Genomic DNA, 25,302 nt, shown 5'->3' on the forward strand with positions numbered 1-25,302 from the left:
TATGGATGAATTATTGATTAATCAGTATTTAAATAAAAAAGGAATAGCTATTATTGGACAAGGCTTTAGTTATGATAAAAATATGCAAAGAAATGATATAGTTTCTCAAGTTGATTTAATTATAGAATTTCATAAATTGCTATTAGGCGGTAATCTAACAGGGCTAAGCAAAATTAAAAGCACAATAGGCAGAGAAGTGGAATCTTATAAAGTGCAGATAAGAAAACTACAAAAGAATTATTCATATGTATCTAGTAAAACATGTACAAATGAGATAGAGAATATCATATTATCAAACGGAAAAATAATGTTGGAAAAAGCTAACAAGGCTATAAATTATATTTATGAACATGACTACTTTGGAGTTATAAGGCGTAGTATGAATAGAGAAGAAATATGCCTTGGTAAAGTTGATAAAAGTAATTTAAGAAAAAACAATGAAAAAATAGAAGTGTGTACAATAAAGGGTATGACATATAACTTAGTGGAAGAAGACTTATATAATTATATTAAGAAACTACAAAGAAAGGAAATTAATATAGATGAGGAAGAACTAATAAAGTTATTTGTACATGGATCACACTTATCATTTAACAGCTTTGATTATTTAAGAGGGCTTTGCAGTTATCCAAAGGATTTTTTAAAGTTTTGGGAGAGGTATAGAGATAGTAGAAAGGATAATATAAGAGAAATTTATAATATACAAAATGAGGAATGTAAGGGGAGTAGGAAAGCAAGGAATGACGAACAATTATTAAATGGATTGAAGAAAAGTTTAAAGTATGAAAGTAAAAATTTTATCATATAGGTAACCAAAGGTAGTTATTGTTTATACCTAAAGCTTAGTTGTTAGGAGGAAGAATATGAATAGAACTAAGTATTCAGAAAAAAAATATTTATGCGATTATGATTTGAGCCTAAAGTTCTTCGAAGAACTAGGAATAAAAGTAAACGACATTGTTCCACTTAGAAAAGTATTTTTGGTATATACAGATGAAGGAAATAAAATATTGAAAAGAGTAAATTATGATGTAGATAGAGTCAATTTAATAAGTGATTCTTTAGACTATGTAAAAAAGATTTATGAACATGTAATAACATATAAAAGGTTCAAAGATGATTTATGTTATAAAGAGTGGAATGGACAAATTTATATTGTTATGGATATATTGAATGGAAGAGAAGCATCATTTTCTAATCCAGTAGAAATTGATCTTTGTGCAGAAAATATAGCTTTAATGCATAAAGCTTCAAAAGGATTAAGAGAATATTTGAAAGATAAATACAAAAAAGATTTTTTAGATATATCTTTGAAAGATAAAATTAAAGAAGCATATGATGATTTAATTTGGATGAAGAGCTTAGTAGATACGTACAAATATAAAAATGAATTTGATAAATTATTTATAAACAATGTAGATAAGTATTTAAATGAAATTAAAGAGGTTCAAAATGACCTTGAAAAAAGCTCATATGATAACCTAAGACAGGATGGGGATACCATTCGTTTGTGTCATAATGATTTAGCTTATCATAATTTCTTAACCAAAAATAATGAAATAAATATAATAGATTTTGATTTTATGACTATAGATTTAAGAGTAATGGATATATGGAATTTTATTTTAAAGTGTATAAAGAACGCCGCATTCGATGTGGACAAGATGTCAACTTGTATTAATGGATATGAGAATGTGTCCATTTTAAAAAAAGAAGAAAAAGAACTCTTGTATATACTTATAAAGTTTCCTAAAGATTTTTATACAATATCAAGAGATTATTATCATAAGAGAAAGAACTGGGAATATGAAGTATATTTAAACAGATTTGAAGGAAAGTTGAGCAATGAGGACTTTAGATATGAATTTTTAAAGGTTTTAGAAAATAAATTTTTCATAGGTTCTGAAGTAAAGAAGTAATTAAATATAAGTTTGATTTATTTGAATGCAAAGAATAATATAAATCTAATTTATAATTGATCTATTTATAATAATGATTAAACCAATATTTTATTTCGTAAATAGAATATTGGTTTCTTATTAGTTAAGAAATATTGAGAATTTATAAAGGCAAGAAAATCTCTTATGATTTTCTTGCCTTTATACAGATATTTAATGTTTAATTGAAACTGTTGTAATATAAATTACTTATAAGGTAGCTAATTACAAAAACTATGAAGGAATTTTACTAGTTATATAAAAAAATATAAATTTTATTTTATATAGTTAGTGTATTATTCTATGAATTTATTATAGCTTCATAGGCGGATATTGTATCTAGGGCTGTTTTATTCCAAGAAAAGTTTTTACTTCGTGTTAGGCTTTTTTTGACCATTGTTAACCTTAATAGGCTATTACTTAAAACTCTTTCTATGTCATAAGATAGTGAATCAATATCATTAGGATCTATAAAAAGTGCTGATTCATGACATACTTCAGGTAATGACGTAACATTAGAAGCTATTACAGGAGTACCGCATGCCATAGCCTCTATAGGAGGAAGTCCAAATCCTTCATAAAAAGAAGGGTATACAAGGACCTCAGCAGCATTGTAGAATAATGGCATATCTTCAATTGGAATAAAATCAGTAAAAATAACGTTATTAGATATATTTAGATCATCAGCTCTATTTTTATATTTAGTATAAGAAGGACCCTTACGACCAATTATAACTAGTTTGAAACTTTCTTTTAATTTACTTGGAAGTTTAGAATAAGCTTCTATTAGTCCTATAATATTCTTTCTTGGACTAAATCCTCCAACGTAAAGTACGAAGTCTTCCTTTATCCCATATTTCTCGGTAATAAAGTCTTTAGATCTACATTTACTCATAGGTCTGTAAATATCTTCAGCAGCTAATGGTGTAACATAAATCTTTTCAGCAGGAAAGTTAAATTCCTTAGCAATATCATCCTTAGAGTAATTAGATACAGTAATTATTCCATCACAATTATCTAAAATTTTAGGCAGTTCATTATTAAATATTTTTAAATATCTATCACTAACAGTTTCAGGCATTCTTAAAGGAATTATATCATGTAGAGTAATAACTTTTTTGCATTCAACATTTTCTGATAGACCAACCCCGTTTTGTGGGACATGGTAAAGCTCTATGTCTGCATTATTTAATATATTGGGAACATTTATATCATCCCAAAAACTATTAGAAGGTATTGATTCAATAAGTTCTGTTTTAAAATTATTCTTTAAATCGCTTATAAAGTCACATTGTGGTGTGAAAATTAAATAGTTATTGTTACTATCAACATTGTTGAGGCTAGATATTAACTGATAAGTATAGGTACCTATACCCGTGCCTCGATACCACTTTGCAGCTCTACCATCTATTCCTATTTTCATTATTAAACCCTTTCATAGCATTTGTCTTAATGTATTATATTAAAAGAATATAAAAAATGTTAATAAAAGAAATGATATCCTCATATAAATATACAGGAGGTGAGAAGTATGATGAGGGAATTTGAAATTGAAAGACAATTCAATATAAAGATAGAAAAAATTAAGGCAAATAAAGGCGTATACTATCTTAAAACAGATAAAGGCGAGAGATGTTTGAAAAAAATAAATTATGGACCCCAAAAGTTGTTGTTCGTGTATGGTGCTAAAGAGCACTTAAGAAAAAATGGTTTTAATAATTTAGATAAATACTATTTAAACATAAATGGAGAGCCTTATGCATTGGTTAATGAAGACTTATATACTTTGTCTGAATGGTTAGAAGGAAGGGAATGTGACTTCCATAACATAGATGAAGTAAAAATAGCAGCAAAGACTTTAGCTAATCTCCATGAAGCATCTAAGGGATATGATCCACCTGAGAATTCTAAGCTCAAAAGTGATCTTGGCAGATGGCCTCATTTAATAGAAAAAAGAATTAAATCTTTAGATAAAATGAGAGATATGGTAAGGAAAAAAAGTATAAAAAGTGATTTTGACATGCTTTATTTAAAATCTATGGAGTTTTATAAAGAGATCGGAAAGAAATCCTTAGTAACTTTAAATGAGTCAGATTACTATGAGTTATGTGCAATTGCTGAGAATGAAAAAAGTTTTTGCCATCATGATTTTACTTATCATAATATAATTTTAAGCGATAGTATGGATGTACATGTTATAGATTTTGATTACTGTAAAAGAGAAGTTAGAACTTTTGATATAAGCAATTTTATGATAAAGGTGCTAAAGAGAGTTGAGTGGAATTTAGAATTTGCGACAGCTATTATAGAATCCTATGATTCAGTATCAAAATTAAAACCAGAGGAATATAAGGTATTATATGCATATCTTCAATTCCCACAAAGATATTGGAGGCTTGCAAATAGATATTATTATAATGAAGTTAATTGGGGGCAAAATACATTTGCAGGTAAGTTAGAATCAATAATACATGAGCAAGAGAAATACCTAGAATTTTTAGAAAAATTCAAGAATGAATATAAGATATAATAAACATAATAATGGGGCTGTTGCAAAACTAACATAGTTAGTTTTGTAGCGGCTCATTTTTTTTGGAAATAAAAAAAATGTGAATTCCGAAGAACTCACATTCATTGTATAATTTACTTATGCTAAAAACCAAATTACACAATAAAGATTATACTGAGATTAATGATAATTTTCAACTTATATTACCATTAAATCTAGAAAATTTAATACCATCAGATGATTCAGTCCGCTTGCTAAGCCATGTATTGGAGGGATTAGATTACACGAAGTTGTATAAGGCGTACTCTTCCGTTGGAAGAAAACCGGCAGTGGAACCTAAAATCATGTTCAAAATAATATCATATGCTTATTCTCAAAATATTTATTCAAGCAGAAAAATCGAAAAAGCATGCAAAAGAGATATAAATTTCAAGTGGTTACTTCAATGTTATAAGGCACCAGATCATGCTACAATCAGTAGATTTCGTAAAGACTATATTTCAAATGAAGTAATAGAAGATTTATTTTATCAACAAGTTAATTATTTAGCAAATCAAAATGAAATACTATTTGAAAATGCATTTATTGATGGTACTAAAATCGAAGCGAATGCTAATCGTTATACATTTGTTTGGAAAAAAACTATTTTAAAAAATGAAGAAAAAATGTTTGATAAAATTCTTGTTCTTTTAGAAAATATTAACCTTGGAGAATTAAAAAAATTTACTGTTCAGAAAGAAACATTAATAGATGATATTGATAAAATTCTTCAATGGCTTGAATATGAAAAAAAGAAAAGAAACATAGAGTTTGTTCATGGAATTGGTAAAAGAAAAACTAAAATTCAAAAGTGGACAGAGCAATTATCTGAATATAAAGAGAGACAAGGAAAATATAATTTGAGTAAAAAAATATTTTCAAAAAGAAATAGTTATTCTAAAACTGATCCAGACGCAACTTTCATGCATATGAAAGATGATCATATGAGAAATAGTCAATTAAAACCTGCATATAATGTGCAAATCGCAGTTGAAAGTGAATACGTAACCGGTGTCGGAATATTTGATGATAGAAATGACATAGCAACATTAATACCTATGCTTAATAATATGAAAGAAAAAATCGGTCGTAAATATCTTAATATAATTGCAGACTCAGGTTATGAAAGCGAAGAAAATTATTTATTCTTAGAATCAAATAAGCAAACTCCTTATATAAAACCACAAACTTATGAGAAGTGGAAAAAAAGAAGTTTTAAAAATGATATAAGTAAGCGCGAAAATATGAAATATGATGCTGAATCGGATTTTTATATTTGTCATAACAATAGAAAATTAATACCGACTTCTATTATTTATAGAAAATCCGCAAGTGGATACAAATCAGAAGTAACTGTGTATGAATGCGAAAACTGTGATAATTGCGATTACAAAGTAAAATGCACAAAAGCAAAAGGAAATAGAAAAATGCAGGTTTCAAAAACTTTTGTGGAAAAGCGTGAAATATCCTATAAAAATATTACAACTGAATTTGGAACTAAATTAAGAATGAATAGATCTATTCAGGTCGAAGGAGCATTTGGAGTTCTAAAAAGTGATTATGAATTCAATAGATTTTTAACACGTGGAAAAAATAGCGTTCAAACTGAATTTATTTTGCTTTGTTTTGGTTATAACATTAACAAATTACATTCAAAAATACAAAATGAAAAAACTCAAAATCATCTTCATGAATTGAAACCTACTGCCTAATTATGGAATAAATTAATTGGGCTTATTTTAGTGCGCTTAAAAATCAGAAATCTTTAAATAATTAATATTGCATTTCAAATATTTAGAAATTTGCTAGTTTAAACCGAAAAGGAGCATCGCTCCTGATTAAAATTTAATCATTTTGCGACACTCCCTTATTTTGTTCTTGCCTAGATAGAATAAAATCATTCTTATATTAATTTAGAAACCTTTAATAATCTTTACCATATTATAATGTGAAAGAATGTATTAGGAGAAAGTAATGGAAATAGGAGATATAGTTGTTAGAAAATCTTATAATAAAGATATTACTTTTAAAATAATTGATATTAAAGATAGTGGCGGAAAGTATAATATAATTCTAAAAGGAATTAATATAAGAATAATAGCAGATGCAAGTTTGGATGATCTTGAAATGGCAGAAGAGGACACTGGATCTCAAGATAAAATATTAAATACAAGAGTTAATGAGGCCATAAAGAAAGCTATGATACTACGAGGTGATCTTAGGGATAAAGTTGAAAAATCTCCTAAGATAAAGACGAAGAATGAATTGATGTTTGGAAGGCCAGGAAAGATTCTCCATGTAGATGGGGATAGTGAGTACATGGAGACTTGTTTAAAGGTATATAAGCAATTATCTTTAGATGCAGTGGGGAGAGCGATAGCGGAAAAAGATCAACCGGAGGTAATAGTAGACTTAGTTAAAGAAGTAAAACCAGACATAGTAGTTTTAACTGGACACGATAGTGTTTTACGAGAACCAAGGGATTATTTAAATTTAGATAATTATAGAAATTCAAGATATTATTTAGAATCAGTCAAAAACTTAAGAAATTATAATTCAAGTTATGATGAATTAGTAATATTTGCAGGGGCTTGTCAAAGTTGCTATGAAAGAATATTAGACGTAGGTGCAAATTTTGCCTCGAGTCCAAATCGAGTATTAATACACTGCCTGGACCCTGTTTTTGTATGTGAGAAGATTGCTTATACAAGAATTGATAAGGTAGTATCAATAACTGATGTTATTGAAAATACGATAACAGGAATAAAGGGAGTTGGAGGATTGCAGACAAGGGGAAAGTATAGAGAAGGATATCCTAAATCTCCTTATATTTAATAAATAATTTAGATAGGAATTGCATAAAATAAATTATTAAAAACTTCAATGCATCAAAGTAATTAGTAAGAGTATTGAAGTTTTTAACTATAATTAATAAATATAGTATTTCTATTTGACAAAAATAATAATAGAATATATAATGGTTTTAACAAATTTAATTTTATAAAATATAATTTATAAAGATATAAGTTTATTCACTTAATTTCATATTAAAGATGATAAGGAGAGAAGCAAAATGATATATGATTATTTAGTAAAAGATATAAATGGAAATTCGGTTTCTATGGAGACATACAAGGGAAAGGTATTACTAATTGTTAATACAGCTACAGGATGTGGGTTTACTCCACAATACGAAGGGCTTCAAAAGCTTTATGATAAATATAAAGACAGTGGATTTGAAATATTAGATTTTCCATCAAATCAATTCTTTGAGCAAGCGCCGGGGACTAATGAAGAGATATCAAATTTTTGTAAATTAACATACGGAACAACTTTTAAAACATTTGCAAAGATTGATGTAAATGGAGAGAATAGTGATCCATTATATGTTTTCTTAAAGAAAGAGGCTCCTATTGCAAGCGAAGACGATGCATCAAAGGGATTGTATAATCTTTTATCGGAAAAAGGCTTTAATACAAGTGGAGATGATATTAAGTGGAATTTTACAAAATTTCTTGTATCAAAAGAAGGAAAAGTAATAGCTAGATTTGCACCAACATATGAACCAGAGAAAATTGCTGATCAAATTGAAAAATTAATTAATGAAAAATAGAGAATAAATATAAATACTCCTTTAATATATGTGTGATTAAAGGAGTGTTTTGTTTTATAGTAAAAAATATTTTTATATGATTAAAAAATGTCATCTGGTATGGTTGAGAATAAATTCTGAACGGGGAGTGAGTTCCAGCTTTATATAAAATGTCTACTAAGATTTCCTTGAAAGATATAGTAAGGAATAAAATATTGACCAATATTGCTGTAAGTAGTATTGGTCAATATATAACATTGGAAATGCTCCAAATTATGTTAATAGAATAAGAGTATAGAATAATTGAAGGGGGAATAGTTTATAGATATAACATTGAGCTAAGAAAGATTTTTATTATGATATCTGATTTTAAATTATATAATTATCTAAGTATGAACATAGAATCAACTTAAAAATAAAATTAAGGTTATTTATAGATTGTGAAATGTTATAGAATTAAATTTAATGATAAGGGGAATAATAATTAAGAAAAAGCAGATAATATAATAAAATAGCTTGAAAACATATATAATTGGAAAAATGTTTACATTGACAATATGGTGCTATAAATGATAAAATATTTATTTTACTTGACTAATTTATGATTTTGTTATATAATTAGTATGAAAGAGGGTGTTTACATGGAAAAAGTTAAAACTATTGCTTCCATTAAAAACGATATAGAGAGACACGTCGGTCAGAAAGTGACTCTAAAAGCTAATGGTGGAAGGAAAAAGATTTTAGTTAATGATGGTATAATTGAAAGTGTATACCCAAGTATTTTTGTTATAAGATTAAAAAATGACACCCAAAGGACCGTGACTTATAGTTATTCAGATGTATTAACAAAGACTGTACAATTGGTATTTCCAACTAGAATATAAGCTTCGATTAATTCGGAGTTTTTTCTTTTTGTCTTATTTTAAAAGTGAGTTTCTACTATTCATATTTATTTAAAATAATTAATGAATTAGAAATTGTAAGAAGTGCTTTTATACGTAGAAAGCCATAAATAGAATATAATTTTATGATTAGAATGATAATAGGATTTAGATTAGCTAAATAATTTTATAAAAAAAGAAAGATGGTGGGTTTCCATCTTTCAACTATGGTATAAAAGGGTATTGAGAATTTATGAGAGGTTATATGGTCAATAACCAATTACTATATTACGACAAAAAATAGTATATGTCAATAAAAAACGCAAAAAAATTTAAAAAAATATTGTTAAGTAAATTAGGTAAAAGGTTTACTTAATTTGTTGGAATAAAATAAAAATATATTTATCATAAATTTCTACTCATATGTATATAAATGAATAGTAGGAATTTTATGGAGGTATAAAATATGGCAGATATAGATATTGTAAAAGAAAATGTACAGTTTGAACAATTGCTTAGGGAAAATAATACGAATTCGGTATTAAAAGATGAATACTTAATCCCTGATACCCATCCTGATGTACAAGAGATATTAACTGTTGAAGCTAGACCAATGGTAACTAATAAAGAAATAATTGGAGATAAAGTAGTTATAGAAGGAAAGGTTGAGTACACAGTAATATATTTAGCTAAAGAAGAGGGACTCGCAGTAAATTCAGTGAATTATAATCAGAACTTTACAAATAATATTGACTTAAATCAAGGGGAAAATAGAGTAATTTGCGAGGCAGAGTGTAATATTGAACATATTGAAGCAAACATAATGAATGAGAGGAAAATATCTATTCAGGGTATAGTTACTGTAGATTGGGAACTTTACAAGAGCAATGAATTTGAATTTGTAAAAGATATTGAGGGCAATGATCAAGTAGAAGTATTGAAAAAAACAGAGACAATTAATAAAATCAATGCAACAGAGGATGTTGAATTAGTAGGTAAATCTATGATTAGAGTTGGTATGGATAAACCACAAATCAGCAAAATATTAAAGTGTTCCTTACTACTTCATAAAAAGGAAATAAAAATAACAGAAGATAAAGTTTATCTTGGCTGTTACTGCAAATTAAATATACTATATAAAGGGGAAGATTCTAAGGAAATAATTCCATTAGAAGATGATATTTATTTATCAAAAGAGGAGGAAATTAATGGTATAACATCAGATATGATTCCAACAGTTTCCTATGAAATATCAAATAATGATTTAATGTTGGAAGAAGATGATTTAGGCGAAATAAGAATTATAAATGATGAGCTTGTAGTTAGAGCAAATGTTAAGATATTTTCAAAAGAAAACATAGATACTATTAAAGATGCATATTCTACCAATTGTTTGCTTAGTCTCAAAAAAGATGAACATGAAGTTGGAATTCTTCATGGAATGAATAATTCTGAAGCAATTGTTAAGTATAATATTCAATTGAAAGACAATGATTTGAGACCTGAACATATAATATCTGCTAATGGGGCTATAATATTAACAGATAAACAAGTTGCAAAAGACAGAGTTATTGTAGAGGGAATTATAAAAGCAAGTATATTGTATAAGACAACTGATGAGGAGAAATACCTATCAAGTGTTAAAGCAGAGATACCATTCTCAGCTGCAATTGATATAGCGGGCGCAGATGAAAATATGAAATCCATAATTAAAAGTAATTTAGAAAATATTGAAGCAGCTATAGAAGGAAATAATATAGCGATTAAAGCTACTGTGATACTATCTGGCAGAGTATTGTATGAAATGAATAAAGAATTTGTTTCAGATGTGGTTGAAGAAGAGGGGGATATTCCAGAAAAGAAAGCTAGTATTACTATATATGTAATTGGTAAAGGGGATACTTTCTGGAACTTAGCAAAAAAATATAATACAACAGTTGATGATTTAATTAAGATAAATAAGATTGAGGATCCAGAACATATTGAAGAAGGACAAAAATTGATAATACCAGGAAGGGCAATATTCTAAAATTAATTAAATTCATAATATTAGAGATACTTTAAGAATTTCATTAGATGAATTCTGGAGTATCTCTTTTTTTATGAAGAAATATTATTAAGCTTTAAAAATAGCAAGAGATTAGAAAAAGTTTTTGGATATGAAGAGAAAATAGTTACATAATAAAATAAAAAATACACAAACTAAGTTTTGTTTTATAGTTGCTAATTAATTTGAACTAAGGAAGTAAAAACTAGAGAAATTATTCTTATAGGAAACGGGTTTGGCATTTGCAGCAGCCAAATTTCTTGAATAATTATTTAATCTGGTGGATAGAATATGTAATGCATGATATGAGGTGAGAAAATTTGAAAAAAGTTTTAAGTGGTAATTTAATAATCATTGGAGGAGCCGAAGATAAAGAAGGCAAAAAGGAAATTTTAAAAAGAGTATGTGATTCAATTGATAAAAGTAAAGATACTTTATTAATTGCAACTATTGCAACTGATTATCCTAAAGAGGCCGCAAATAAATATAAAGAGGTATTTGGAGAGCTTGAAGTAAAAAATATAAAGGTATTAGATATAAGTGAGAGAACAGAAGCATCTGATGATATGAATGTAGATCTAATTAGAGAGTCCTCATTAATATTTTTTACCGGTGGAGATCAATTAAAAATAACAAGTTTAATTGGCGGAACTCCGGTTTATGATGCATTAGAAGAAGCTTGGAAGAATGGTGCATTTATAGTAGGTACTTCAGCAGGAGCATCCGTAATGAGTGACACAATGATAGTTCAAGGGGAAGATGATGATGACCCTAGAAAATGCACATTAAAAATGTCTCCAGGTCTGGGGTTGATTAAGGATGTTATAATTGACCAACATTTTGCTCAAAGAGGAAGAATAGGAAGATTATTAACAGGAATTGCACAAAACCCTGAGGTTTTAGGAATAGGAATAGATGAGAATACAGGAATAGTAGTAAACCAATCTGGAATGATAGAGGTAATAGGTGAAGGAGCAGTTTACTTCATTGATGGTAGTGCAATTACATATACTAATGTTTCAGAATTATATGCTGATGATATTTTGAGTATGCATAATGTTAAGTTGCATGTATTAACTGATGGAAATAAATTTGATCTTATAAAAAAGTCACCTTTTGAGGAGGAAAAGTTTAATCATGAAGATAATACAAAAGAGAATATATGAAGGCCAAAATATTTATTCTCATAAAAAGTGTATAAGAATAGATATGGATTTGGAAGGATATTCTGAAATACCGAGTAAGGACATACCGAATTTTAATTTTAATCTTGTAAATATAATACCTGAATTAAAAAATCATAGATGCGGAATTGATGAAGAAGGTGGTTTTGTTAAAAGACTAAAAGAAGGAACTTACCTAGCGCATATTTGTGAACACACTATGATAGCGATACAAAATAATTTAGGAATAGATGTTGCTTATGGAAAGGCAAGAGAAATTAAAGGCGATATGTATTATATTATCGTACAATATGAATATAAAAATACTATACTTGAGGTGGCTAATTTAGCCATAGATTTAATGAATTCTTTGATAGCGCAAAATCCAATAAATTTTGATGGAAGAATGAAAATTATACAAAATATATTGCAAAATGAGCAAATGGGTGCGACTACAAAAGCAATATGTGATGCGGCAAGGGAATATAAACTTCCTGTTATGCAACTAGGGGATAGCACCATATATCAAATAGGATATGGAAAAGCGGGTAGAATTATAGAAGCTTCTATAGGAAACAAGACTAGTTGTGTAGGAGTTGATATATCTTGTGATAAACTCTTAACAAAACAGTTGCTTCAAACTCAAAATATTCCTGTAGCAGATGGAAGTAAAGTGCTTAATTTAATTGGATTATTACAAGAAGCAGAACGAATTGGATATCCAGTGGTTTTGAAGCCACAATGCGGAAACAAGGGTCAAGGAGTAATACTGAATATAAAAGATCAAAAACAGTTGGTTGATGCATATATTAACTTAAGAAAAAATCAAAAGGATATAATTTTAGAAAAATACTTTGAAGGAAGCGACTACAGAGTTTGTGTTGTAAATTACAAGGTGGTAGCTGCATCATTGAGAATTGCTCCATATGTTATTGGAAATGGAAAAGATAGTTTAAGGATGTTAATAGAGGTTCTTAATAAGGATCCATTAAGAGGAGAGGATCATGAAAAAGCATTAACCAAAATAAAAATTGATGCTGAGTTAATAGCATGCCTTTCTAAAAGAGGATTGGAGCTGAACTATATCCCTGAAGAGGGTGAAAAAATATTATTAAGAGAGAATGCAAATCTTTCTACTGGTGGAATAGCAATAGATTGCACTGATGAAATCTGTGAAGAAAATATAGAAAGCTGTATAAATGCAGCTAAAACTTTAGGTTTAGATATTTGCGGAGTTGATATTTGTGCAAAAGATATTAGTGTTCCGCTTAAGGATAATAATGGAGTTGTTTTAGAGATAAATGCTGCACCAGGTATAAGAATGCACCATTTCCCTTCAAAAGGTAAAAGGCGTAATGTGGGAAAAGCAATACTTGAAACGCTTTATGATGAAGAGCCTAAAAATATACCTGTAGTATCTATTACAGGCACTAATGGAAAGACAACTACTACAAGGTTAATAAGTCATGTACTAAGAAAGATGGGAAGCAATGTAGGCATGACATCGACTGATGGTGTATATTTGAATGAAAAGTGTATACATAAGGGGGACGATTCTGGATTTAATAGCGCAAGATCAATACTGATGAATAAAGATGTAGATGTAGCTGTTTTAGAAACTGCTAGAGGAGGATTGGTTAAAAGCGGGCTAGCATATGAGTTGGCAGATGTAGCAATAATCACAAATATAACAAATGATCATCTGGGCTTGGATGGAATTAATTCTATTGAAGAGTTGAGTTTTACAAAAGCTTTAGTAGGAGAAGCAGTAAAAGATGATGGTTTTGTTGTTGTGAATGCTGATGATAAATATAGCAAAACTGTAATAAATAGATTTTCAGCAGAAAAAATTTATTTTTCAAAAGATAAAGAAAATCCGTTGATACAAGAAAATATAGCTAATGGAAAAATAGCTGTATTTGTTGAAGATGATAAAATTTGTGTAATTAATAATAAGAAGAAGTATGAAATTGTATCTACTAAAGAGTTACCGATATCATATAATGGAACATTGGAATATAATATAGAAAATGCAATGGCAGCTTGTGCAGGGCTTGTAGGCTTAGAAGTTGATTATTGTATGATTTCAAAAGGTTTTATGGATTTTGGGTTAAAGAACGAAGATAATAGCGGAAGATTTAATATGTACAATTACCTTAACAGAAGAGTTATATTAGATTATGCTCATAATATTGAAGGTTATAGAGCGATTATATCTTCATTGAGAAAGATTAAGGGAGATAATGATTTAATTGGGGTAATTGGAATACCAGGAGATAGAAAAGACGATATAGGATACGCAATAGGAGAAATATGTGCTAATAATTTTGATAAAATAGTAATAAAAGAAGATAAGGATAAAAGGGGTAGAAAATCTGGAGAGATTGCAGATATATTAGAAAAGTCAATATTGAAAACTAATAAAAATGCAAATTTAAAGATTTGTCTAGATGAAGTTCAAGCGTTAAAATATGCAATAGATATAAGTAATAAGGGCGATATAATTGTAGTATTCTATGAAAAATTAGATTCTCTTTTAGAGTTTATAAATGAGGAACCAAACAAACAACTAGATACGTTCGATGAAGAATATAAACAGTACAGTAATACATTATAACTCTTAATAAAAGATTTAAGGTTATCTAAAATTGATTGCATAGTAGAATGTTTAATAGACATTATTAATCCTTTTTTAATTTATTAATTAGACAAGATTTTTTACCTATGATAAAATATTGTCAAAATGTTAAGAAAGGAATAAGATAATGAAGATTAAGGCTTATGCCAAAATAAATATTGCCTTAGATATTGTTGGGAAAAGAGAAGACGGATATCATATATTAAAAATGATAATGCAAACTATAGATTTATATGACATAATAGAAATAGAGAAAACTGAATCTGAGATAAGGTTAAATTGTAATAAGCACTATGTTCCTACAGATGAAAGAAATTTAGCTTATAAAGCAGCGAAAATATTTAAGGAAACTTATTCTATTAGTCAGGGAGTAGATATAAAGTTAACTAAGAATATACCTGTTTCAGCTGGATTGGCAGGCGGAAGTACCGATGCAGCAGGAGTTTTAAAACTTATGAATAAGATGTTTAATGTAAATGCAAGTGATGAAGAATTGAAATCTATAGGGCTAAAACTAGGAGCTGATGTACCATATTGCATAAAAGGTGGAACAGCACTGTGCGAAGGTATAGGAGAAAAAATTACCCAATTGAAATCATTTAAAGATAAAATAATAGTTTTAGTAAAGCCACCTTTTGGTGTATCAACAAAAGAAGTTTATAAATGTTTTGATTTATCAAAAGTTGTATTTCATCCTAAAATAGAGAGCTTAATAGAAAATATGAATAATGATGATGTTTATTTTGTAGCAAATAATATGAAAAATTTATTAGAGAATGTTACTTTAAGGAAGCATAGAGTTATTACTAACATTAAGGAAGAAATGAAATCTATTGGCTCTATAGGTACAATGATGAGTGGTAGTGGACCAACTGTTTTTGCTTTTTTTGATGATATGCTAAAAGCGCAGTTATGTTATGATGAAATGAAAAAAAAATATAAAGACGTATTCATAACAAGAACAATTTAATTCAAATTGAATGTATAAAAAACCTCCAAGTGGTAATAATTTTAGCTACAAGGGGGTTTGTTTATGATAAAATATTTGAAATTAAAAAAAATAGTATTGGTAGTTTTAATAACATTAAGTATAAATATATTTTCTGGATGTACAAGCATTGTTAGAGGTAATAGTACAAGTTTGGTAAATAGTTTAATTGCAACAGAAAGTAATAAAAATGAGAATAATATGAGGGTTCTCAATTACGACGAGGTTAAAGATTCATTAATAAGATTTCATGTAATTGCTAATAGTGATAATGATGATGATCAACAATTGAAGTTAAAAGTTAAGAATAGAGTTATAGATTATCTATATCCTTATTTAAATTCTTCACAGTCATTAGATGAATCAAGAAAAATTATAAAAGATAAGATGGAAGATGTTAAAACACTTGCACAACAAGTAATTAAGGATAATAATTATGATTATGATGTAAAAGTTGAATTGTCTAGGGAAAATTTTCCGGATAAGTCTTATGGTAATATCACTTTACCTCAAGGAAATTATGAGGCCTTTAGAATAATTATAGGAAGTGGACAAGGCAGAAACTGGTGGTGTGTAATGTTTCCTCCACTATGTTTTGTAGACGAATCAAAGGCACAAGTGGAATATGATAAAACAGAGAATAAAATAAAGTCAAATGGAAAAAGTTTTGAATTAGAATCTAAAGACGATTCAACTGAAAATGTAGGGGATAAGCAGGCAGATGGAAATAATATAAAGATAAAGTTTAAAATAGTGGAGATATTTCGAGATATATTTAAATAATATTGATGGGATATTTGGAAGTTTTATTCACGAAATTTATATAGTTGTCAAATGAATTTAATAAAGCTAAAGCTTATTTCTGAAAGTTAAAAATAATTTTCAAATATAATATATTATAAGTGGAGGAGAATATGAAGAAAAAAGCTATTATAACGGTAGATAGTTATGTATTGGATAATGAAGAGGATCTTGTAGGTGTAGTAACTCCAGGAGATTTCCATGAAATAGAAGATGGATTTAAGGTAGAGTATGAGGAAACAAAGCTTTCAGGGATGGAAGGGACAAAGACTACTATAATAATAAGAAATGATTCTTTTGATTTAATAAGAGAAGGCACTACAGAAACTAAAATGGAATTTAGAAATAATCATAGAACAATATCTTTATATAAAACGCCGTACGGTGTTATGGATCTTCAAATAGATACTAAAAAACTTAATATTGATATTAGCAAAGAGGGCGGAACAATAACCGCAATGTACATACTAGAAATAGGTGGACAGCCTGCATTGAAGACAAACTTAACTATCGGTGTGAAATTAAATTAAGTAGGTTCTATATTTATTAAAATACTCCCTTTGTATAAAGAGATTTAGGAATAAGTTGATTAAATTAGAAAAAAATGGGATATAATTTCAAAGGGAGGAATATATATGCAAAATGGATTGAAATATATAGAGATATTGAATAACATATGCAAATATTATGGAATTGATGAAGAAAATTTTATAGAATTGCTAAAAAATAGAGATAATAAATATATATTATTATTATTATTAAAATATAATCACTGTTTAGATACTGAGAGAGTTAAGGAAGTTTTTAATCTAAAAACTTCTAAGAGTATAAGTAATAATTTGAAACTAGCAGAAGAAAAGTTATTAATAAATAGACTTTTTAGAGAGAAGTACTTTGAATTAGAAGATAATATAGGAAAGAATAGCATGACCAATTTATTATAAAAAAAGACTAGATATTGGAGCGGATATGTGATATTATAATACCTATGTTATTAAGCAACACAAATACCCCATATTATATTTTATGGGGTGATTTTCATTATAGCATGACTTTTTGAAAAAGTCAATATTAATTTAGAAGAACATTTTAACATAGGGAGGATAAAAATGAGTACTAAATACGTTTTTGTTACAGGCGGAGTTGTATCAGCACTAGGAAAAGGAATAACAGCAGCGTCTCTTGGGAGATTATTGAAGAATAGAGGGGTAAAAATTTCTATTCAAAAATTTGATCCATATCTTAATGTGGATCCAGGAACAATGAGCCCTTATCAGCATGGAGAGGTTTTTGTTACAGATGATGGAGCTGAGACAGATTTAGATTTAGGCCATTATGAAAGATTTATAGATGAAAGTTTAACTCAAAATTCAAATGTTACAACTGGTAAGATATATAGTTCAGTTATAGAAAAAGAAAGAAGAGGAGAATACCTTGGAGGTACAGTTCAGGTAATTCCCCATATAACTAATGCTATAAAAGATAAAGTATACCAAGTAGCAAAAGATAGAGATGTTGATGTGGTAATAACTGAAATTGGTGGGACTGTTGGAGATATAGAATCACAACCATTTTTAGAATCTATCAGACAAATAAAAAGTGAAGTTGGAGCTGAAAATGTTTGTTACATACATGTTACTTTAGTGCCATACTTAGGAAAAGCAGGAGAATTAAAGACAAAGCCTACTCAACATTCAGTAAAAGAATTAAGAATGATAGGTATTCAACCAGATATAATAGTATGCAGAACTGAGAAAGAATTATCAGATGATATTAAGGCTAAAATTGGATTGTTCTGTAATATAGACGGAAGATCAGTAATTCAAAATCTTGATGCGGAAAACTTATATGAAGTTCCATTAATGCTACATTCAGAAGGCTTAGATAATCTTGTATGTGAAAAATTACATTTAGGATGTAAAGATATTGATAATTCCGAATGGATTCAAATGGTGAAAAAGATTAAGAACCTTAAAAACAACGTGAAGATAGCATTAGTTGGTAAATACGTTGAGTTACACGATGCATACATATCAGTAGTTGAAGCATTAAGTCATGGTGGATATGCTAATAATACTAATGTTGAAATTAAGTGGATTAATGCTGAAAATATTGAAAACAGTAATGCTCAAGAATTACTTAAAGATGTTGATGGAATATTAGTGCCAGGTGGATTTGGCGATAGAGGAATAGAAGGTAAAATAGCAGCTATAAAATGGGCGAGAGAAAATAAGAAACCTTTCCTAGGAATTTGCTTGGGAATGCAATGTGCCGTAATTGAATATGCAAGAAGTGTATTAGGGTATGAAGATGCAAATAGTTCGGAAATAAACCCAGGTACAAATTATCCAGTAATAGATCTTATGCCAGATCAAAAGGATATAGAAAATCTTGGTGGCACAATGAGATTAGGATTATATCCTTGTAAATTAGCTGAAAATACTAACTCTTATGATGTATATAAAAATGAAATTATCAATGAAAGACATAGACATAGATATGAATTTAATAATGAATTCAGAAAACAAATAACTGAAGCTGGAATGAAAATTGCAGGAACAAGTCCTGATGAAAGATTAGTTGAGATTGTTGAAGTTGAAGATCATCCATGGTATGTTGCAGTACAATTCCACCCAGAGTTAAAATCAAGACCTAATAAGCCACATAAGTTGTTTGTAGGATTTATTAAAGCAGCATTAGAAGAAAATAAATCAAAGTAATTTGTTTTATTATTGAGTTTAATATATAATAAGTATTATAATTTATTATATATTAAACTTATTTTAATAACTTTAGTAGTTTAAATTATTGATCGTGAAATATATAAAATAAAATTTAATATATTGCATTAAATTTGAAATAAATATCCAAACTAATAGAAAATGTGTTTTTACAAGTATTATTCTAAAATATTCTCAAATATATATCATTTCTAACTATCTTACTGTTAAAATTTCCGATATAAAATATAACTAAAATTATAAAAGAATTGATTTTATAGATTCATATCTATAAATTGGAGGTGCGAACTTGACAAAAAAAGAATATGAAAGCATGACTTTAACAAAGTTAAAAGATATTGCTAAAGATTTAGGTGTGAAAAATATATCTAAATATAAAAAGAATGAGTTAATAGAAGAAATATTGAAAGTTCCTAGTAACTTTATAGAAAAGAATGGTGTTATATTAAGAGAAAATATAGCACCTAAGAATGTAGAAGAGACTAAAAGTGTTATGCCTAGAAGTAATAATACTGAGTCGAATAAAGAAAGTAATGATTCAGAAGTAAAATCTAAAACAAATGAAATTGGGAATGTAGAAAAGAAAGAAAATTTAAAAGAAATGATAAATGAATCCAACGTTGCAAATGGAATTTTAGAAATACTTGAAAATAATAGTTTTGGTTTCCTAAGATGTAAAAACTATTTAACTAGTAGCGAAGATGTTTATGTGTCTCCATCTCAGATTAGAAGATTCAATTTAAGAACAGGAGATGAAGTTGAAGGTAAGGTAAGAGAAGCAAAGGAAACTGAGAAGTTTAAAGCTTTATTATTTGTTCAAAAAGTTAATGGAGAGCATCCGGAAAAAGCTATAGGAAGAAAATCCTTTGAAACATTAACACCAATATATCCAAAAGAAAGATTAAAATTAGAAACCTCTGATAGTAATGATTTATCATCGAGACTGATGGATATAATATGCCCAATAGGAAAAGGACAAAGAGGAATTATAGTCGCTCCACCAAAGGCAGGGAAAACTACGCTATTAAAAAAGATTGCTCAAAATATATCTAAAAATTATCCTGATGTAAAGCTTATTGTTTTACTTATAGATGAAAGACCAGAAGAAGTTACAGATATGAAGAGATCTATTAATGGAGATGTAGTTTATTCAACTTTTGATGAGGAACCTCAAAACCATGCAAAGGTAGCCCAAATGGTATTAGAAAGGGCTAAGAGAATGGTTGAGCAAGGAAAAGATGTTGTTATTCTTATGGATAGTATAACTAGACTATCAAGAGCATACAATTTGACAATAACTCCTACAGGTAGAACATTATCAGGTGGTCTTGATCCAGGTGCGCTTATAATGCCTAAAAAGTTTTTTGGAGCAGCAAGAAAAATTGAAGAGGGCGGAAGTTTAACAATACTAGCTACTGCACTAATTGAAACAGGGTCGAGAATGGATGATATGATATTTGAAGAATTTAAAGGAACAGGTAATATGGAGGTTCATTTAGATAGACGTCTACAAGAGAGAAGAATTTTCCCAGCTATAGATATATATAAGTCTGGAACAAGAAAAGAAGATTTAATTTTATCTAAAGAAGAATTAGAAGTAGCATTCTCCATAAGGAAAAAGATGTATAGAGATGGAAATTCAGATGATATTACAGAAAATTTAATTAATATGTTATCTAAAACTGGCAACAATAAAGAATTTATAGATGTATTCCAGAAAAAGGTTCAATAGATAACAAAAAAAGATGACCATTTTATTCTAGTGGCCATCTTTTATTTTTTGGAAATTAAATCATCTGCTATATCGACTATTTTAGTTAAAGAATAAGTTGATGATAACTCTTTGAGCTTTAGTTTAATTTTGGATAGCTCATTAGGGTTATTTATTAAATAATTTATTTTATCATTTAGCTTGCTTAAGTCTTTTACATATATTGAATAACCTTCGCTAGTCAGAAAATCTATATTTTCGTTTTCTTGACCTGGGATGGCAAATGGAATTATTAATGGAATGTTCTTTACTATAGATTCTGTAACAGTTAATCCACCAGGTTTTGATATTAGGATATCACAATAATCCATTAAATAAGAGATATCTTTTGTGAAGCCTAATATATGAAGCTTTTTATTTTCAAATTTATTTTCCTTACAATAACTAATTAATCTATTTTTTAAGTTATCATTTTTGCCACAAACTACTGTGATTCTTAACTTGTGCGGATTTTTTAACAATTCTTTAAGAACTGTAAAAATAGTAGTTAACCCAAGACTTCCTCCCATAAGCAATAAATTAAAATATTCATCATCTTTTAAATCGTTTGCTGATGTAACTTCAGTATAAAATTTACTACTTATAGGTATGCCTATTGGATAAATTTTATTAGGATTAATACCTCTATCTACTAGAGATTTTTTTGTATAGTTACTTCCGGTTATATAAGCATCAACGTAAGAATCCACATATAGATAATGAGCTTTAAAATCTGTAACTACTAAAATAAAAGGTATATCTAATCCATTCTTTTTTAGATCTGAAATTACGCTAATATTAATTGAATGGGTAGCTATGATAACATCGGGTTGTATTTTGTTTATAAGTTTCGAAACCTTCTTTCTTGCCATAAAGAAGATGAGTTTTAATAGTTTATTAGTTAAATTGGTATCAGTTAGCTTGTAAAAGAAACCATAAGTTTTTGGAAACTTCGATGCCGAAAACTCATATCCAATTACAATTATATCGTTAAGAAGCTTGCTATTCTTGGCTAAAAAATCAAGCTTTGTAATCTCATAACCAGAATTATTAAATGATTCCTCTACCGAAGCAGCAGCTTGATTGTGTCCCTGTCCTGTAGATGTTGTTAAGATTAAAACTTTTTTCATGAAAGTCACTCATTTCAACATTATTATATTACATAGTTTACCATGTATAGTATATAATTTAAATATTAAATTATATATGCTAATATATTAAAATTTAGTTATTTAAATTTTAAGTATGTATAAGTTTGCAAACAATTGCAGTAAAATATATATTTCTAATATATTAGAAAATTGAATAAAAAAGGAAAGACATCGTCTTTCCTCATAAAGTTATTACTTGCTGCCAAGGTTGAATCTCTTGTTGAATTTATCAACTCTTCCACCAACGTCAACAATTTTTTGTTTACCAGTGAAGAATGGGTGGCATTTAGAGCATATTTCAACTTTTAGTTCTTCTTTAACAGAACCAGTAGTGAAAGTGTTTCCACATGCACACTTAACCACTGTATTGTGGTGGTATTCTGGATGTATGCCTTCTCTCATTATTTTTCACCTCTTTCAATTATATAAACTATGTTAATTATTCAATAACAACCACCATATTATATCATAGTAGAATTTTAGCGTCAATAATAAATCCGTGTATGTAAATAATATAAAAATGTCTTTTTATGATCACTATTAAATGATATAATCGATTATGATACCTTAAATAAGGAGAGTATTTTACAGATGAGTAAATTATATTTTAGATATGGGGCCATGAATTCTGGAAAATCAACTCATTTAATGCAAGTTGCTTATAATTATGAAGAACGTGGTATGAAGGTGGTAATTATTAAACCTAGAATTGATAACAAAGGTGGAGACACACTTGTATCTAGGTTAGGAGTAAATAGGCGGGTAGATTTATTAGTTTCAGATCAGGATGATATCTTTCAAATAATCAGTAATTATATAAAAGAAAATAATAAGATAGACTGTATACTAGTAGACGAAGTTCAATTTTTAAGAGAATCACAAATAGATCAGTTGTTTGAAATTGCAGTAAAAATTAATATACCTATAATATGTTATGGTCTAAGAACTGATTTTAAAAGAAATGGATTTGAAGGTAGTACAAGATTGTTATTATTGGCTCATAGCATTGAAGAAATGAAAACAATCTGTGCATGCGGTAGGAAAGCTATATTTAATGGAAGAAAAATAAATAATAAATTTGTATTTGAAGGAGAACAAATCGCAATTGATGATGAAGATAATGTTGAATATGAATCATTGTGTGGAGAGTGCTACTACAAATACAAAGAAAATTAATTAGGAGAGTAAGTGATTTTGATAAATGGAAAGACGTGATGTTGGAGGGCAAGCTGTCATAGAAGGTGTTATGATGAGAGGAAGCAAAAATCTTGCGACGGCTGTTAGAACTCCTAAAGGGAATATAGAAATAGATTTTAAAGATAATAGACCAGTAACAAAAAAATATCCGATTTTAAATATACCTTTTCTTAGAGGTTTTTTTGTACTAGTAGAATCAATGAAGGTCGGAATGGAATCATTAAACTACTCGGCATCATTTTTAGAAGAAGATAATGAAGAACCTTCTAAATTTGAAAAATGGTTAGATGACAAACTGGGAGAAAAAGCTAATAGTGTATTAATGGCAATAACTATGTTTATTTCTTTTCTTTTCGCTATAGGACTTTTCGTTGCATTGCCAACAGGCATAGCATCAGTTTTCAAAGGTGCAGGTATTTCGAATGTAATGCTGAACCTGATCGAAGCTCTTATAAGAATAGTGATTCTCTTGCTTTATATGTTTTTTATAAGCAAACTTAACGATATATATAGAGTATTTCAATACCACGGAGCTGAACATAAGACTATATTCTGTTATGAAGCTATGGAAGAATTAACTGTAGAGAATGTTAGAAAACAATCAAGATTACATCCAAGATGCGGTACTAACTTTTTGTTTTTGGTAATGTTTGTTAGTATTATAGTATTTTCTTTTACTGGGTGGGGTGGAATTATTGAAAGATTAGCTCTTAGAATTATTCTTATACCAGTAGTTACAGGGATTAGCTATGAGATAATAAAATGGCTTGGTAAAAATGACAGCATATTAGCTCAAATAATAGCGTATCCTGGTCTTAAATTGCAACTGTTAACAACTAAAGAACCAGATGATTCCCAAATTGAAGTGGCTATCGCATCGTTGAAAGCAGCAGAAGGAATAAAAGATCCAAATAAAAATATTGAAGAGTTGATAAAAACTGGTACATCGACATTAAAAGAAAATGGCATAGATACTGCTAGGTTAGATGCGGAGCTATTGTTAGGAAATATTATTGAGAAAGATAGGGTTTATTTAATTACACATAAAGAAGATGAAGTGAGTAAGGAAGATGCTGAAAAGTATTTTGATTTAATTGAAAAACGTAGAAATAAAATGCCAGTAAAATATATTCTAAATAAATGTGAATTTATGGGTATCGAATTTTATGTTGAAGAAGGTGTTTTAATACCAAGAGGGGATACAGAGATACTTGTAGATGAAGTTCTTAAAATTATAGAAGAAAATCAAGAAATGCAAATATGCGACTTGTGTTCTGGATCTGGTGCGATTGGTATATCATTAGCACATTTTAGGCAAAATATAAAAGTTGATTTAATAGACTATTATCCTATTCCCGAAAAAGTATCACTAATTAATATAGAGAAAAATAAGTTAGAAGATAGAGTTTTCTTTATAAAAAGTGATTTGTTAGAAGAGTCGATAAAAAATAATAAAATGTATGATATTATAGTATCAAATCCTCCGTATATTGAGGAATGTGAAATTGAGAAATTAATGGAGGATGTAAAAAATTATGAACCGCACACTGCATTAAGTGGTGGAAATGACGGATTAGATTTTTATAGAAAAATAATTGACCAAAGCCAATATGCATTGAGAGGAAATGGGATATTAGCATTTGAAATAGGATATAATCAAGGAGAAGCGGTAAAACTATTAATGGAAAATAACGGTTTTACTAATGTGAAAATTGTTAAAGATTTTGCTAGCCTTGATAGGGTGGTAGTTGGAATTAAAATTTAATTGAAACATATCTTTGAGATATAAGAACGAGTTAACAAAATATAAGATGCACAATTTATAAATGAGGTTAGTTGGTTAAGTGATTAAAATATGATATAATGTA

21 protein-coding genes are annotated in these 25,302 nt (G+C 28.3%); 18 read left to right on the forward strand and 3 right to left on the reverse strand.

Annotated features, from left to right (window positions below; genetic code table 11):
* Window position 1: 1 nt before the first annotated feature.
* On the forward strand, window positions 2-808 hold the full coding sequence (locus ACJDTP_RS07520) for a spore coat protein (RefSeq protein WP_406760858.1): 807 nt from the start codon (window positions 2-4) through the stop codon (window positions 806-808).
* Between the two features lie 55 nt (window positions 809-863).
* A complete protein-coding gene (locus ACJDTP_RS07525) occupies window positions 864-1,919 on the forward strand; it encodes a CotS family spore coat protein (RefSeq protein ID WP_406760859.1) in 1,056 nt (351 codons plus the stop codon).
* A gap of 319 nt (window positions 1,920-2,238) precedes the next feature.
* Here ACJDTP_RS07525 and ACJDTP_RS07530 read toward each other — a convergent pair whose 3' ends face one another.
* Complete coding sequence (locus tag ACJDTP_RS07530) at window positions 2,239-3,360, reverse strand: glycosyltransferase family 4 protein (protein ID WP_406760860.1); 1,122 nt, start codon at window positions 3,358-3,360, stop codon at window positions 2,239-2,241.
* Window positions 3,361-3,468: 108 nt separating this feature from the next.
* Here ACJDTP_RS07530 and ACJDTP_RS07535 point away from each other — a divergent pair, with 108 nt between their 5' ends.
* The 14 genes from ACJDTP_RS07535 to rho all read left to right on the forward strand — a co-directional run bounded on the left by ACJDTP_RS07535 (window position 3,469) and on the right by rho (window position 21,068).
* The gene (locus ACJDTP_RS07535) at window positions 3,469-4,467 is read left to right on the forward strand and encodes a CotS family spore coat protein (RefSeq protein ID WP_011967736.1); all 999 of its coding nucleotides are present in this window, start codon (window positions 3,469-3,471) and stop codon (window positions 4,465-4,467) included.
* Window positions 4,468-4,586: 119 nt separating this feature from the next.
* Complete coding sequence (locus tag ACJDTP_RS07540; RefSeq protein WP_406760861.1) at window positions 4,587-6,197, forward strand: IS1182 family transposase; 1,611 nt, start codon at window positions 4,587-4,589, stop codon at window positions 6,195-6,197.
* 262 nt (window positions 6,198-6,459) lie between these two features.
* Complete coding sequence (gene yabG, locus ACJDTP_RS07545) at window positions 6,460-7,320, forward strand: sporulation peptidase YabG (RefSeq protein ID WP_168983388.1); 861 nt, start codon at window positions 6,460-6,462, stop codon at window positions 7,318-7,320.
* Between the two features lie 238 nt (window positions 7,321-7,558).
* Entirely contained in the window at window positions 7,559-8,098 is a 540-nt protein-coding gene (locus ACJDTP_RS07550) for a glutathione peroxidase (RefSeq protein ID WP_011967738.1), read from the forward strand.
* 620 nt (window positions 8,099-8,718) lie between these two features.
* Complete coding sequence (locus ACJDTP_RS07555; RefSeq protein WP_011967739.1) at window positions 8,719-8,961, forward strand: Veg family protein; 243 nt, start codon at window positions 8,719-8,721, stop codon at window positions 8,959-8,961.
* Window positions 8,962-9,424: 463 nt separating this feature from the next.
* Window positions 9,425-10,987 (forward strand): DUF3794 and LysM peptidoglycan-binding domain-containing protein, encoded by a 1,563-nt coding sequence (locus ACJDTP_RS07560; RefSeq protein ID WP_406760862.1) that lies wholly within the window; start codon window positions 9,425-9,427, stop codon window positions 10,985-10,987.
* Window positions 10,988-11,325: 338 nt separating this feature from the next.
* Complete coding sequence (locus tag ACJDTP_RS07565) at window positions 11,326-12,171, forward strand: cyanophycinase (protein WP_077304020.1); 846 nt, start codon at window positions 11,326-11,328, stop codon at window positions 12,169-12,171.
* Window positions 12,143-14,785: a cyanophycin synthetase gene (cphA, locus tag ACJDTP_RS07570; RefSeq protein WP_406760863.1), complete on the forward strand. Its 2,643-nt coding sequence runs from the start codon at window positions 12,143-12,145 to the stop codon at window positions 14,783-14,785. The genes ACJDTP_RS07565 and cphA overlap by 29 nt, the downstream gene beginning before the upstream one ends.
* 148 nt (window positions 14,786-14,933) lie before the next feature.
* A complete protein-coding gene (ispE, locus tag ACJDTP_RS07575) occupies window positions 14,934-15,776 on the forward strand; it encodes a 4-(cytidine 5'-diphospho)-2-C-methyl-D-erythritol kinase (protein WP_406760864.1) in 843 nt (280 codons plus the stop codon).
* A 63-nt stretch (window positions 15,777-15,839) separates the two neighbouring features.
* Entirely contained in the window at window positions 15,840-16,577 is a 738-nt protein-coding gene (gene spoIIR / locus ACJDTP_RS07580; protein WP_065415923.1) for a stage II sporulation protein R, read from the forward strand.
* 131 nt (window positions 16,578-16,708) lie between these two features.
* On the forward strand, window positions 16,709-17,125 hold the full coding sequence (locus ACJDTP_RS07585; RefSeq protein WP_011967745.1) for a YwiB family protein: 417 nt from the start codon (window positions 16,709-16,711) through the stop codon (window positions 17,123-17,125).
* Between the two features lie 105 nt (window positions 17,126-17,230).
* On the forward strand, window positions 17,231-17,539 hold the full coding sequence (locus ACJDTP_RS07590; protein WP_023974841.1) for a hypothetical protein: 309 nt from the start codon (window positions 17,231-17,233) through the stop codon (window positions 17,537-17,539).
* 165 nt (window positions 17,540-17,704) lie between these two features.
* Window positions 17,705-19,315, forward strand: a complete 1,611-nt coding sequence (locus ACJDTP_RS07595; RefSeq protein WP_406760865.1) for a CTP synthase — start codon at window positions 17,705-17,707, stop codon at window positions 19,313-19,315.
* Between the two features lie 310 nt (window positions 19,316-19,625).
* The gene (gene rho / locus ACJDTP_RS07600; RefSeq protein WP_406760866.1) at window positions 19,626-21,068 is read left to right on the forward strand and encodes a transcription termination factor Rho; all 1,443 of its coding nucleotides are present in this window, start codon (window positions 19,626-19,628) and stop codon (window positions 21,066-21,068) included.
* A 41-nt stretch (window positions 21,069-21,109) separates the two neighbouring features.
* Here the strand turns inward: rho and ACJDTP_RS07605 are convergent, their stop codons facing one another.
* Both ACJDTP_RS07605 and rpmE read right to left on the reverse strand, forming a co-directional pair.
* Window positions 21,110-22,216: an MGDG synthase family glycosyltransferase gene (locus ACJDTP_RS07605; protein WP_065415927.1), complete on the reverse strand. Its 1,107-nt coding sequence runs from the start codon at window positions 22,214-22,216 to the stop codon at window positions 21,110-21,112.
* A 213-nt stretch (window positions 22,217-22,429) separates the two neighbouring features.
* A complete protein-coding gene (rpmE, locus tag ACJDTP_RS07610; RefSeq protein WP_017209895.1) occupies window positions 22,430-22,639 on the reverse strand; it encodes a 50S ribosomal protein L31 in 210 nt (69 codons plus the stop codon).
* Window positions 22,640-22,828: 189 nt separating this feature from the next.
* Here rpmE and ACJDTP_RS07615 point away from each other — a divergent pair, with 189 nt between their 5' ends.
* The gene (locus ACJDTP_RS07615) at window positions 22,829-23,413 is read left to right on the forward strand and encodes a thymidine kinase (protein WP_017209894.1); all 585 of its coding nucleotides are present in this window, start codon (window positions 22,829-22,831) and stop codon (window positions 23,411-23,413) included.
* A gap of 25 nt (window positions 23,414-23,438) precedes the next feature.
* Window positions 23,439-25,199, forward strand: coding sequence for a peptide chain release factor N(5)-glutamine methyltransferase (prmC, locus tag ACJDTP_RS07620; protein WP_406760867.1), 1,761 nt, complete (start codon window positions 23,439-23,441; stop codon window positions 25,197-25,199).
* Window positions 25,200-25,302: the final 103 nt, after the last annotated feature.

The organism is Candidatus Clostridium helianthi (assembly GCF_045310795.1).
Classification (GTDB): domain Bacteria; phylum Bacillota; class Clostridia; order Clostridiales; family Clostridiaceae; genus Clostridium; species Clostridium helianthi.